The organism is Mucilaginibacter sp. SG538B (genome assembly GCF_013376065.1).
Lineage (GTDB): Bacteria > Bacteroidota > Bacteroidia > Sphingobacteriales > Sphingobacteriaceae > Mucilaginibacter > Mucilaginibacter rubeus.
Map to the genome: position 1 here is coordinate 466642 of NZ_JABMJI010000003.1, position 13889 is coordinate 480530.

Annotated in this window: 8 protein-coding genes; all 8 read right to left on the minus strand. The window is 45.0% G+C overall.

Annotation, left to right across the window (positions count from 1 at the left end):
* Window positions 1-38: 38 nt before the first annotated feature.
* The 8 genes from FHW88_RS17985 to FHW88_RS18020 all read right to left on the minus strand — a co-directional run bounded on the left by FHW88_RS17985 (window position 39) and on the right by FHW88_RS18020 (window position 13867).
* Window positions 39-3131: a SusC/RagA family TonB-linked outer membrane protein gene (locus FHW88_RS17985; RefSeq protein ID WP_176627385.1), complete on the minus strand. Its 3093-nt coding sequence runs from the start codon at window positions 3129-3131 to the stop codon at window positions 39-41.
* 40 nt (window positions 3132-3171) lie between these two features.
* Complete coding sequence (locus FHW88_RS17990; RefSeq protein WP_176627386.1) at window positions 3172-4878, minus strand: RagB/SusD family nutrient uptake outer membrane protein; 1707 nt, start codon at window positions 4876-4878, stop codon at window positions 3172-3174.
* A gap of 28 nt (window positions 4879-4906) precedes the next feature.
* The gene (locus FHW88_RS17995) at window positions 4907-8005 is read right to left on the minus strand and encodes a SusC/RagA family TonB-linked outer membrane protein (protein ID WP_176627387.1); all 3099 of its coding nucleotides are present in this window, start codon (window positions 8003-8005) and stop codon (window positions 4907-4909) included.
* A gap of 96 nt (window positions 8006-8101) precedes the next feature.
* Complete coding sequence (locus FHW88_RS18000) at window positions 8102-9106, minus strand: DUF4961 domain-containing protein (protein WP_176627388.1); 1005 nt, start codon at window positions 9104-9106, stop codon at window positions 8102-8104.
* A gap of 23 nt (window positions 9107-9129) precedes the next feature.
* Window positions 9130-9573, minus strand: a complete 444-nt coding sequence (locus tag FHW88_RS18005) for a DUF5004 domain-containing protein (RefSeq protein ID WP_176627389.1) — start codon at window positions 9571-9573, stop codon at window positions 9130-9132.
* 25 nt (window positions 9574-9598) lie between these two features.
* Window positions 9599-11350, minus strand: coding sequence for a RagB/SusD family nutrient uptake outer membrane protein (locus FHW88_RS18010; RefSeq protein WP_176627390.1), 1752 nt, complete (start codon window positions 11348-11350; stop codon window positions 9599-9601).
* A 285-nt stretch (window positions 11351-11635) separates the two neighbouring features.
* Window positions 11636-12466, minus strand: coding sequence for an alpha/beta hydrolase (locus tag FHW88_RS18015; protein ID WP_176627391.1), 831 nt, complete (start codon window positions 12464-12466; stop codon window positions 11636-11638).
* Between the two features lie 15 nt (window positions 12467-12481).
* Window positions 12482-13867, minus strand: a complete 1386-nt coding sequence (locus tag FHW88_RS18020) for an SGNH/GDSL hydrolase family protein (protein ID WP_176627392.1) — start codon at window positions 13865-13867, stop codon at window positions 12482-12484.
* Between the last annotated feature and the right edge of the window lie 22 nt (window positions 13868-13889).

The window sequence follows — 13889 nt, forward strand, 5'->3', positions numbered from 1 at the left end:
ACCGCAACGCCGGCCCCTTATGGTTTATCTATTGGTTTTTAAAAACCTGCCTGGATGCCCAGGTTAATCACCCGCTGGTTAATGTACGCATCGCCCGCGGTATTGGTAGCAATTTCCGGGTCCTGCTGATATTTTTTGTAGTTATCAAAAGTGAGCAGGTTATATGCGCTCATATAAATGCGGGCGTTGTTAATCTTAAATGGTAACAGCTTGGTTGGCAATTGATAACCGATATCAACCGTTTTTAACCGCACGTAATGCGCGTTTAATAACCAGTAATCAGAAAAATAAGCCGTAGGGCTGTTTACCGAAGTTGGATTGGTAGTTAACCTTGGGAAGGCGGCATTGACCAGGTTTTCGGGTGTCCAGCGTTCCTGGTGTATGGGTTGAAACTGGCTTTGAAATGGTTCGATACCTGTACCAATCACCGCGAAACTGTAATTGAACGATCCCTGCAAAAGCACACTTACACTAAAACCTTTGTAAACTGCCTGCAATGAAAGACCGAGTATGGTATTTGGCAGGTTTGGATTGCCTATCGGCCTTTTGTCAAAAACGTTAATAATGCCGTCACCGTTCAAGTCCTGGTATTTCAGATCGCCGGGCTGCAGTGGGATACCGTTATCTGGCACGGGTACCGATTTGCTTCCCGAATTGATGGCGGCAATATCGGCAGCGGTATAGTATCCTAAAAAGTGATAACCATATTGCTGCCCGATTGAATGACCGGTTTGCGCCAGCCATGGATATGCCGGGGTAGCCTCATCTTCATATAGGATCTTATTTTTAGCATACGAGAACACGAAACCAACGTTGTACTGTAATTTGCCAAGCGTGCTATGATAGCTGATCTGCCCGTCAAGGCCCTGGTTACGGGTTTTACCGATGTTTACGGCAGGCAAACCAACACCCAAAATCTCCGGTATACTCCCCGGTGTAATCAGCTGATTGTAACGGATATCGTGGAAATAATCGGCCGTGATGGATATTTTATCATTAAACAAGTTGGCATCCAGGCCTATGTCGATCTTTTTGGCACGTTCCCAAACTACGTTCGGATTGCCCAATGAGCCTTCATATATAGTATTGTAGTTTTGAGCTGTTTCGCCAAAATTGTAACCACCGCCCTGATTGTAAACCTGGTTATATACATAACGGTTACCCGGCGCTGCATCCGAACCAACCAAACCATAACTGCCCCTTATTTTCAAAAGACTGAACATAGGGAGAGCCTTTTCAAAGAACGACTCTTTAGCGATGTTATAACCAAAGCTCACAGCCGGAAAAATCCCAAAGCGATGATTAGCGGCAAAGCGGTCGGTGCCGTTATAGGCTACGTTAAAGTCGAACAGAAATTTCTGTTTAAAGTCATATCCCACCTTGCCCGATATACCGCGGAACTTTTGCGGCACACCAACCTGCGCGCCATCAAGCAGCGGATAGGTGAAATACGTTTGCGAAGTTTGATTGAACAACAACAATCCCGAAAAATGGTGCGAACCACGGAATGTCCTGTCGTAGTTGGCATAAAGCTGCAGGTTGTAATTATTGGTATTGATATCGGTGCTGCCCGTTAAAGCATAAGTTTGATACACATAAGTAGCACCCGGCCTTAAGGAATATTGATTAGTAGCCGGATCATAATGATAGGCAGGGATACCGCCGTTAAAAATTTGCTTGGTAAATTGTTCAATACTTGAATAAGCAACCCTGCCTGTTACCGAAAGGCCATTGGTTAAAGCATCAAGCCTTTGCGTAGCACCAAAAAGTACATTAAAATCGGTACGGCGGGAGTGTTGATAGCCTCCTGTTGCCAGCCTGGCGTTAAGCGTTGGCAGGTGATCGGGATTAAATGATGAATAGGCGTATGAATAACTTCCGTTAGGATTAAGATATGGCGCCGTAAAAGGCGTTTCCTTGGTAAAATTATATACCTCGCTTACGGCGTTCTGGTTATAAGGCTGGTTCAGATCCGAAAAACGGGTGGTAATGTCCAGTCGCAGATCAAGCGTTTTATTGGCTTTCAGATCGAGGTTTGAGCGAAAGTTATAGCGTTTGAAATAGTAATTGGTATTCACCAAACTTTGCGGATCGGCAAAATCACGTACCAAACCATTTTGGTTTAAGGCACCTCCGGAGATAAAATATTTCACCCCGGTTGTACCACCCGAAATATCCAGGTTGGCATTGGTTTGATAGGTATATTTCTTGAAGATCTTGTTATACCAATCAACATTGGGGTGACCGTATGGATCGGATCCATTTTTAAACAAGTCAAGGTCCTGCTGGGTAAAGCTAAGCGGGATGCCGTCATTATGCTGGGCCTCATTAATCAATACCGCTGTATTATATGAATCTAAAAACTGCGGCGTTTTAGTAGGCTGCTGGATGCCACTTTCCACACGCAGGTTCACTTTAGGGGTGCCGGCCTTGCCGCGGCGGGTGGTTACCACCAATACGCCGTTAGCACCTTTGATACCGTAGATAGCTGTAGTTGACGCGTCTTTCAGAATCGAGATGCTTTCTATCTCATTAACATTGATCTGCTGCAGCTGGTCATAGCTGTACTCGATGTCATCTACAATAATCAGCGGCTGGTTACCCGATGGGTTTAACGAACTTACCCCGCGGATATAAAAATCTGAAGCATCCTTACCCGGCTGGCCCGAACCCTGCTGCGAAAAAAAGCCCGGCAATTTACCGGTTAAAGCATTTTGCACGTTGGCCGTTGGCACGGTACGGATCTCGCTGGCCGAAATGGAACTTACAGCACCGGTATTGGTGATCCTTTTTTTGGTTCCGTAAGCTACTACGGCTACTTCATCCAAACCGTTGGTATTGGTTTGCAGTATGATATCCATTCTGCCCGATTCCGACACGCGGAGCTCACGCGGGATATAACCGATAAAACGCACAATGATGGTATTTGACTGCCCTTTAAGAACAAGCCTGAACTTACCACCCTGATCTGTAATAGCACCGTTGTTAGGAACACCTTTTTCAATTACCGATACCCCTGGCAATACCCCGGTAATATCGCGTACAGTACCTGTTACAGTCCTGCTTTGCGCAAATGACACCGCCGGGAGCAGGATCATTAATATCTGGAAGAGAAGTATTATTTTTCTCATAAAGCTTAATTTTTTTGGTTTAACTGGCTGAAGTTTGAGATTACCATCCTGGATTTTGTTTCATATTCGGGTTCTTCAAAACCTCGTCATAAGGTATTGGGTACAGGTACATCTTAGGCGCTTCGAATTTGGTAGTGAGCGCGTTCACCACATTATAGGTAAGGCTGGAGCCTATCTTCACAATGCTGATCCCCTTTTGTGGCTGGTTCATAACCGTTTCAGCAATTTTCCAGCGGCGGATGTCCCAGTAGCGGTTCTCTTCAAAAGCCATTTCCAGGCGCCGCTCATTTTGGATGATGGCGCGCATCTCCGCTTTGCTCATACCGGCTTTAAGTCCGTAATTGCCGGTGCCCGCATCTATCCCTGCCCTTTTCCTGATGCTGATAACAGCATTATAAACCTCGGGAGTTGCTCCGGCCGATTCATTGAGTGATTCGGCATAGCCTAAAACCACATCAGCATAGCGCAGGATCTGCCAGTCTATGACATGAGCAGCGTAGGCATTGGTGTTTTCAAAATTGCCCATGAACTTGCGAATGTAATAGCCTGTTTTGGTTTGCTGTAATGAGCCGTTGGGTTTGCTGGCCCCTCCTTCATACAATTGCAGATCTGAGTTAAGCCATCTTGCACCGTTATAGAGCACGGTATAGGTTAAGCGCGGGTCGCGGTTCTGGTAAGGATTATCAGGGTTATAACCTGATGCCGGATCAGTAATAGCCAAACCGCTTTTCATGGGGAAGGCATCAACCAATTGCTGTGTCGGACTGGTTTGCCCCTTGCCTACTGCCCCGGTAAATCCAACCGGACCGTTAGTGGTTTCAATCGAGGATGAATTATCTGTTTGCCGGATAAATATATTTTCAGAGCTGTTTTGAGTCAGAAATACATCTTTAAAGCTGGGCAATAACGAATAAACATTCAGGTCCATTACCGCTTTTTCGGCAGCAGCAGCCTGTGCCCACCTGTCGGCGCTAAAATCGGTGTAACCTGTTAGCGGATTTGAGGCATCAATATTCTGTCCGTTAAATAATGGGCTTGCAGCATATAGCAGTACTTTGGCCTTTAAAGCCATGGCGGCGCCTTTGGTAGGGCGGTGATAATCGGCATTAGGGTTGCTCAGCGGCGCGGTCATCAGGGTATCCTTAATGGCATCGCATTCGCTTACAATGTAGTTGATACAATCGGCAAAGGAATTACGTGGCAAGGCCACATTATCCGTTATAGTAAACACCTTGTTGCCCAATAAGGGAACGCCACCGTAACGTTTAACCAGTTCAAAATAATACAGTGCCCTTAAAAAACGTGCCTCGCTTTTCCATACATATTTCATGGAGTAACCATGGTATTGTGCAAGTACCGGCACTACATCAATATTGTTCACAAACTCATTTGCCTTGCGGATGCCTGCGTAGTAATAAGCCCAAAGGTTTTCACCGGCGGGGATGGTATATGAATTATAAGATGCTGTTGAAAGTATGGTTACTACATTTGATGATACCGAAGCCGATGACATGGCATCATCACTGGCCGCGTCAAGGTAGTCGTTCCCTACCCTGTTGTGCCCGTTTTGGAGCGCTGCATAAATCCCATACAGGAACATTTGGGCATTGGTACCTAAGGAGTCCTTTTTGTCAAACACGTAATTGATAGTCACCTTATCAACCGGGAACTGCTCATATTTTTTACAGCCGGCCATTATGGTTAAGATGCCGGTGGCCGCTAAAATTATTTTGTTGAAACTCTTCATGATCGTAATATTTTTATGATGGCCAAAATCAAAGCTTAATGTTAACGCCGGCATTTATTACCCTTTGAATTGGGTAAGCAGTACCGTATACCTCCGGATCAAAATCTTTGTAGCCATACAGTGTATACAGGTTTTCGCCGTTCACAAATATTCTCAAGCCCGATAGCCTAAGCTTATGCGCCCACTCATAAGGCAGGTTGTAACCTACCTCGGCATTTTTAAGCCTTATATAGTTGCCCTTGCGCAGGTACAAGGTTGAGTTGGCGGTATTATTGGCGTTACCTATTGATAACCTTGGCGCAGTAGCCGTAGCAGCGGTTTCGGGTGTCCACCGGCCTAAAATGGTGTTGTACGCCTGCCCGCTGTAAGTAAGCCCGAGGAAACCCACACCTGCAAAGCCGTTCACCTGCGAGTTATTGAACATCAGCTCACGGTTCGCTACGCCCTGTAACAGGAAACTCAGACTAAAACCTTTGTAATTGAAACCCGCCGAAAAGCCATAATAAACCAGCGGCCGGTTACCGCCTATAGCCGAAACATCAAACTGGTTGATAATATGATCGCCGTTAAGGTCTTTGTATTTTACATCTCCTGCCTGTGCGGTGTAACCGGTAGTTGTTGCACTGGTGGCAGCATCCTGGGCATCCTTGAAATAACCGATAGTCGTGTAACCATAAATAGCGTTGGTTGAGCGACCGGTATGCCTGAGCCATGGGTAAGGATATGGCTCTTCGTCGCTAAAAATAATTTTTGACGATTGGATAGAGGCATTACCCGAAATAAAGTAATTGAAATTTTGGATGTGATTTTGATAAGTTAAAGTAAGCTCAGCGCCTTTGTAAAGATTAATACCCAAATTTTCGTAAGGATATGAAGTACCTAACAAAGCAATACTGTTTCCTCTAACCTGCAACAGATCATAATACCTGTCGTGGTAATAATCGGCAGTAATATTGAAATGATTATTAAACAGGGAAATATCGGCCCCTATATCCAGCTTGCGGGCTTTTTCCCAACGGATGTATGGGTTGGCCAATGTGTTTTCAAAATAACCCTGTACCGGGCTTTTGCTGGTACCCGTGCTGTATGAATAACCCTGCGAAGGGCCGTAGGTTTGCAAAAAGTTATAATAACCGTAATTATCTACGTTGTTGTTTCCGGTTTTACCATAGGTGGCGCGCCATTTCCATGAGTTTATCCAGCTGAAATTATCTTTAATAAAATCCTCTTTACCCATTTGCCAGCCAATACCGCCGGCGTAAAACAAGCCATATTGATTGCCCGGAGGATAACGGTTATAACCGCTACTGTTGACAGCCGCTTCAATAAAGTATTTACCGTCATAATTATAACCCGCTTTTAATGCACGGTTTGTTGTTACCTGCGAAAGGTCATAGTTTAATACAACCGAGCGTACATCATACAGTGCCATACCGGTTATATTGCTTTTGCCAAAAGTCCTGTCGTAATTAACTGATGCCTGGGCAAACGAGTAGCGGGCGCTTGAAACTGTACTGAACGAATTACTTTGCGCAACTGATGAGCCCACTGCCGAATAAGAACTGTCGGCGTTAAAGGAATAGGCATTATTTTGCAATGAGCGATTTAAAAAACTTTGCGATGAAAAAGCAAGATTGCCTTTTGCCTTTGCCGATAAGCCTGGTGTTATGCTGCTGAGGTCATAATTCAGATCGAGGTTGGCCAGTACATCATTGCTGCTGGTACGCTGATAGCCTGAAAACTCGGTTTGCGAAAGCAGGTTGTTGGTATATGTTGTTGTACCGCCAAATGTGTTATTTGGATTATAAAGCGGATACGCATTATTTGGCGTGCTGTAAAGTGCGCCCAATATGTTTCCATACCCTGCCCCTGGCTGTGTGCTTTGCTGGATACGGCCGAATAACTGCAGATCGACAGTGAATTTTTTGGTTACGTTAACTGCGAGATCGGAGTTAATGATATAGCGGTTAAGATCATTATTGGTGTTGTATGGTACAGCCGATGAGGTGCGGAACATCCCGGCCTGGTCAAGGTAGTTTAATGAAACACTGTACCGCGCTACCTGGGTACCGCCGTTAACATTAAGCTTGTAGCTGGTCATCGGCGAATTATCGCGCAATATGGTTTTAAACCAGTTAACGTCCGGATGCCGTAAAGGGTCGGTGTGGTTGCGGTAGGCGTTAAAATCGGCACTGCTGTAAAGGGCCGGCTTACCATCGTTTTGTAACGCTTCATTATATAAATACGCATATTGATAAGCAGGCAGCGGGTTTGGCAAGCCTAAAGGCTGCTGGGTGCCTGTTTGTGCAGTGAATGAAATATGCGGCGTACCCACCTGACCACGTCTGGTAGTAATAAGTAAAGTACCGCGCGAACTGTTGATGCCCAGCATCATATTTGAAAGCGCATCCTTTAATACCGAAACCGATTCGATACTTTCCGGATCAAGCGACGCTATCTCACGCTGAACACCATCGATAATCGTTATCGGCCCCTGCCCTCTTAATGAAAGGCCGAATTCCGTATTATCATTGGCCGAATAATTATTGTGCTGTACTACCGCCCCGATAAAATCATTTACAGTCTGCACACCGGTTTGAGGTGCGGCGAAACCGCTATACTGCTGGGTATATAAACCGGGGAGTTGTCCGGGTAAAGCATAGGTATACAAAGTTGCAGGGGTGCTGGTAAGTTGATTGGTATAGATAGTTGATATGGCACCCACATTTTTTGATGTGCTTATGGTATCATAAAGCACATTAATGGTTTTAGATGCCTGAATATAGGTATCTATGAGCCTCACCGTTAAGTTAGCAGTGTTTTTAACAGTAACCTGGCGGGCATTATAATTCGCAGCGGTAAATACCAGGGCATCTCCCTTTATGGCGTTGATAGCAAACATGCCGTCTTTACCGGTAGTCAGGGTACTATTTTTTCCTTTATTGATTACTTTAACACCCTGCAGTGGGTTACCATACTCATCAAGTACAATACCGCTTACCTGACCGGGCCGTACAGGCGCCACGGCAGTTGTATCCTGCTGCATGGCTGCATAGCTGGTTTTAACCAGTAGCAGCATCAACAGCGTGATACCTGTTAAACATTTATTTATGTAGCAATAAGCCATATTTTTCAGGTTTAAAATTGTTGGCAAAAGATTTAAATATCGTTTTAGCAGATCCTGTATAGTTAGGTGCATCTGCTTGTTTATTTCATCTACAGATCAACCGCATTTAAATGTATAGGTGAACGGGGCATCAGTATTACCATAGCCTACCTTTACCTTGCCTGTTTTATCGGTAAGGAAGTACTCCATTCTTGTGATGGTTTGCGTATCCCCTGCATTAAAGAATGATCTCGGCCAAAACGTAAGCTGGTACTTTTTACTGGTGGCAGTAGTTTGTTTCAATAATGTTTTAGAGGTTTGCTCACAAACGTTTATGGTTTTCCCATCGCTGGTGTAGGCCTTTGCGCACAGGTAAACTTCACTTGCGCCGCTTAACTGTGTATCGGTAACTGTACCATCAAAAGTCAGGGTTACAAAATCGTTATCCAATGATTTTGGCGGATCGATTGTGGTAAGCTGCGGGTTACAAAAGTCAACCAGGTCACCGCTGCCGCCGGTTACTTCAAAACAGGTATTACCAAGCAGCACACTGTAATAAGTACCATTGCCATCGCTGGTAAAACCGTTGCCGCTATCGGTTATGGTATAGCCCAGTTTAACCAACATGTTATTATTATCGGCGCCTACTTTTGTTTTGATATTCAGGTCGACAATAAACTCTACCCCACCGGTATGGCTGTAGGCTTTATCAGTTTGGTAAGCCACCCATTCCATATCATCAATAAGGTTACCACCGTTACCGAAAGTTTTTTTCATGTATGCCGACCAGGTAAGGCCGTCGCCCTTTTTGGGCAAAGTACCGTCGGGTATCAGGGACATGGTTCCATTACCTTGTTTGCTGGTGTAAGTTATGGTGGTATTCTGCGCTGCCTTCCAGCCTTTAGGTACCAAAAAACCAAAAATGAGGTAATCGGGGCCCCCATCTCCCACGGTAGGGATATCACAGTGTACCGTTATCGGCACAACTGAACCTACGGCAGCTGTGGCCGGCTGATCAACACTGGTAATTTGCTCACCACAGCAGGCTAAAGCAATACCCAGCACCACCAAAGCACACAGCTTCCATAAATTTTTACCTTTTATATGTAAATATGATTTCATAATTTATCGGTTGCTTTAGTTTATCAATTGGCTTTTTCAAGCACGTACACATAAGTATTATTGGTACAGCCCGGACTGAAGGTTATGCTAAGCTGCCTTTTGCCGTTTACTATAGGATAAGTAAAAGCTGTTGAAACCGGCTTATCGCCCGTGGCAGTAAAGGTGATCTTAAACGGATACTGCGGATCATCAAGTGCAAAAGCACCATCCTTGCTTACCAGGAAGGGCAGCTTATTTACCAGTGTGTATCCCTTATCGGTGAAATTGATCCGGAACTGGCTAAAATCAATAATGGAAGTTAAATCGGTGCCATTACGGGTAGCTTTGATCACCCGCCAGTTGCCGGCGATATCTTTGGGGGCCTCGCTTCCGGGAACTATCTTTTCGGTTTTACATGATGATACTGCCATCATAAAGACAGCTATCAACAGCAGGTAAAACCATTTTGCTTTGTAATTATATTTCATATCAATACTACTATACTGTCGGTGATTAATAGCCCGGGTTCTGGGTCAGTTCGGGCGATTTGGCTACCTCGCTTTGCGGGAAAGGCCACAGGTACATCGCTTTACGGAAATTGCGTTTGCGCACATCAAATTGTTTGTATGCTACTGCCGCACCATCCCGGTCAACCTCCATACCTTTAGTAACAATGTTGTCAGTTTGGTCGGCAATTTTCCAGCGGCGCACATCCCAAAAGCGGTGCTCTTCAAAGGCCAGCTCAATACGGCGTTCATTTTGAATGGCTGTACGCATATCAGCCTGGCTCAAACCCGCGGGCAACTGGTATGGGTTTAAGCCCGCCCGTTGACGGATAGCCTCAACTGCCGAATAAACTAATGCGGTTGGCCCTTCATATTCATTGGCAGCTTCGGCATAGTTCAGCAAGATTTCGGCATAGCGGATCAATGGCAGGCAACGATCTGTCCGGTGCATAAAATCGTTGGCCACGGCAGCCGGGTCGAGCATTTTATTGGTGTAGTATCCGGTGGTAGTGCCAACATGTACGGCATCAGGCCCTGTTGTATTTCCGTTGTATTTACCAACAAAAATATTTATGGGTGATGTACCCGACGAAAGCCTGATTTGCAGAGGTGTTTGGTCATGGATGATGCTATAATCCAAACGCGGATCGCGGTTAGCATATGGATTATTGGGATTATAGTTTGATGTAGGGTCTGTTATATTTTTACCGTTGCTCATCGGGAAAGCATCAACCAATCCCTGTAGGGGGAAAGCACCGTTTTTACCTGTACGCGTTGGCGGCTGCCATAAATTCTCTAAATCCACGTTGCCGGTCGGGCGCATCAACTGGAAAATATATTCGGTATTTACACGCTTGGTAAACAACTTTTGAAAGCCAAAACCCGGGGCAGTGGCATTGTCAACGTTGAGACTATATACACCTGTTGAGATAACGGCAGCCGCAGCTTGTTCGGCAAGTCTCCAGCGCTCTTTATCGTAAGCCGGGTACCCCACCAATTCAAGCGTTTTACCCTCACCGATAGATTGCCCGTTGAACAAAGGGCTTGCGGCGTAAAGCAGCACCCTCGATTTTAAAGCGAGGCAAGCCCCTTTTGATGCCCGGCCATAATTTACCCCCGATTGCACAGTCGGCAGGTCCTGCGCTGCCGCGTCACACTCGGCAAGGATATAATTCACACAATCGGCATAGGTATTGCGGGCAGCGGGGATCTTATCCGTATAGGTGTAAACACTGTCGCCAAGTAAATGCACACCGCCGTAATGCTTCAGTAATATCGCATAATACCAGGCCCGTAAAAACCGCGCCTCGGCTTTCATTTGTGTTTTGACGAAATTATTGATGGGTGCCTTAGGCAAATTTTTAAGCAATTGGTTTACCGAGCGGATATTGGTATAACAGGTTTTATACGCATCATCGGTAACCACGGCGGCATTGATGGTGCCCGTTTCAAATGCCAGGGCTGTTGATCCGGCAGATGCTGATACTTCCGCTTCGTCGGAGGCAGCGTCGATACCGCCGTTAGGTGTAGGCGAAAGTATTGGCCCGTAGGTAAACCTTCCTGCCGCCGCACTAAAACCAACATTGCTGTAAATGCCGGCTAAAAACGATACGGTATTGGCACTATCGGTAAACACTGTCTCGCCGGTTAGGTTTGATGTTTGTGTTTGCCCCAGGAAACCTTCCTTTTTACATGAAGTGAAAACAAGGAAGCCCCCGAAAACCGAATAAGCAAGAACCTTAAAGTAAAGTTTTTTCATACTATAGGGGTTAGTTAACATCATGCTTCGACAGAGAAAATATAAAATCGTTTTAGCAATTTCATGTTTTAACCCGCGGAGCAAACGTTTTAAAAGCTGTTTGTTAATTGGTTTATAATTCAGATGTTGAAATCTGATACTAATATAGTTTATAAAAACGATTTAGCAAATTTTTCGAGTTATTTTTTTATAATTTTTAAAATCACAATTTCGATACCGGAATTTTAACAATTACAACATTTGCAATCGGTTGAAAATGTTGTAATTGTTATTATAAAAAGCTATCTATTTTATTCCTTCAAAAAAACGACTGAAATACAGTGCCTGGTAGTTAATGGAATTGCCCCAAAATTCCCAGGTATGGCCCCCCGGCCTTACGGTATAATCATGAGGAACTTTGCGTTCAAGCAGCTTTTCATGCAGTTCCTGGTTGGCCTGGTAAAGGAAATCGTCATAACCAACGTCAAAAGTAATAGCAAGTGAATTGGGTTTCAACAGGTAGATGAGGTTTACCACGCTGTTTTGTTCCCACCTGTCGGGGTGTTCGCTGTATTTACCCAATACGCGTTCGATGCCGAAACTATCCGGAAAAGGCCTGATATCAACCGCGCCACTCATGCTCCCGGCAGCACCAAATTTATCTAAATGCTTAAACGCTATATACAACGCGCCATGTCCGCCCATACTCAAACCGGTTATGGCCCTCCCCTTCCGGTCGGTTATGGTTGAATAATGCTTATCAACCCAGTTCACCAGCTCGGTACCTACATAGGTTTCGTATTGTGAATCCTTAATAGTTGGGCTATCAAAATACCAGCCCGCAAAATCGCCGTCGGCACAAACTATAATAAAATGATAAGTATCAGCCAAACCGGCAACAGCAGGGACTTTTTTAATCCAATCGCTGTAATTGCCGCTAAAGCCATGCAGCAGGTATAATACCGGGTACTTTTTGGTGCTCGAATAATCGGCAGGCTTGATCACCACAGCCTTAATGTCTTTGTTCATTATGGCACTGTGGGTCAGCACCGTATCAACCGTTGCGGCGGCAGCTTTCAAACTGCAGACCGCAAAGCCAATAAATAATGGAATAAATAGTAACTTTTTAATATTCATCAGTTTATAGTGATTTTATTTTGAGGCGATGATGGTGATGCGATGGTTTTGCGGTTTATTGATGGCATAGATCTGGTTGGTAAGTACATCCATTTCTTTTTGCCAGGCATCGCGCAGGCTTTTGTAGCGGGCACGGGTATAGTTGTCTTTATTTCCGTTAACAAAAATGTCTTTTTTGGCATACTTGCTTATGGTATCCATAGCGGCGTTGGTATCATGGAACAACAAGCCTTTGCCTTTTAAAAAGTCAAACTGCATCCAGGTATACATGCGGATACGCCTTTCAATGTCCCAGCGCTCCTCGTTCAGTTCCCTGATCTGGATGGCCTGCTGATATTGCGGTGTTATAGTGATCTCGGCCAGGTTGATACCTGCGCCCAATTGCTCAGCCGACCAGCTACCCATTTTTTCTCCATCGATAAGGACATCATAATTGGCTGTTTTTAACCCTTTAACGGCAAGCAACTCCTGGTTCATTTCTTTGGTAAACGGCACAACCTTAAGCGCATCGGCTTGTTTTTTTCGGTTTCCCCAGCCACGCGGAATGGTATCAATGGGATAAGGCAATGAATTTGCGAGGTAATTGAACGATACAGAGTCTGCCGAAGAAACCACGTTAGTTACTTTACAATTCACCGCCTTAACAGCCTTTTTATTTTTAGCATCCACAGTCACGTCAGCCACTACCTTATTGCTAAAGCCCTGCGCCTTTAGAAAAAGATAAGCCATTACGAGATGCCCGTCATTGTCAGGATGCACCCTGTCATTAGGCGTTAAGCTGAAGGTGGAATCCTTTGCCTGCTCAAGCAGATTGATCTCTGTCATGGGGTGGTAGAAATCAACATAACCCCAGTTATTTCTCTTCGCCGCTGCTTGCTGAAAATCGATCACCTTTGAAAAAGCCGCACTTTTTTTAGGATAGATGTTTTTGACAGTAAACTTGCTGGTTTCGTCATAAGGCGAACCGAGAATAAAAATTTTTCGGATCTCGGGGTGTTGCTTTAGTTTGTTTTCCAGCAGTGCATAGTTATCGTATGAGCCCTGGATCCTTTTATCCATAACATCCTGTGCATCGGGGCGGTACCATTCAAAATACCCGGTGTCGTTCATGCCCCAGGTAAGGGTTAACACATTTGGTTTTTTGCTGAACACATCATCTTCAAAACGGTCGTTGATCTGCCCTACAACATCGCCGCCAATGCCGGCGTTATAGCAGGTTATCCGCATGTTAGGGAAACGGGTCATATAATACAGCCAGATGTAAGAGTGGTAATGCCCCCCATCCGTAATACTGTTGCCAACAAAAGCCACCCGGTCGCCCGCGCGAAATGGCGCTATGTTTTGGGCAGTTACTGCTCCCCGGGCTGCTATCAGTACTAATAATAAAATCAACTTTTTCATTAACTGTTAATTATAATGTGTT

Excerpts from the sequence above, each read along its gene's own strand:
- FHW88_RS18020 (WP_176627392.1), bottom strand. The coding sequence starts at position 13,867 with ATGAAAAAGTTGATTTTATTATTAGTACTGATAGCAGCCCGGGGAGCA.
- FHW88_RS17985 (WP_176627385.1), bottom strand. The coding sequence starts at position 3,131 with ATGAGAAAAATAATACTTCTCTTCCAGATATTAATGATCCTGCTCCCG.
- FHW88_RS18000 (WP_176627388.1), bottom strand. The coding sequence starts at position 9,106 with ATGAAATCATATTTACATATAAAAGGTAAAAATTTATGGAAGCTGTGT.
- FHW88_RS17995 (WP_176627387.1), bottom strand. The coding sequence starts at position 8,005 with ATGGCTTATTGCTACATAAATAAATGTTTAACAGGTATCACGCTGTTG.
- FHW88_RS18015 (WP_176627391.1), bottom strand. The coding sequence starts at position 12,466 with ATGAATATTAAAAAGTTACTATTTATTCCATTATTTATTGGCTTTGCG.
- FHW88_RS18005 (WP_176627389.1), bottom strand. The coding sequence starts at position 9,573 with ATGAAATATAATTACAAAGCAAAATGGTTTTACCTGCTGTTGATAGCT.
- FHW88_RS17990 (WP_176627386.1), bottom strand. The coding sequence starts at position 4,878 with ATGAAGAGTTTCAACAAAATAATTTTAGCGGCCACCGGCATCTTAACC.
- FHW88_RS18010 (WP_176627390.1), bottom strand. The coding sequence starts at position 11,350 with ATGAAAAAACTTTACTTTAAGGTTCTTGCTTATTCGGTTTTCGGGGGC.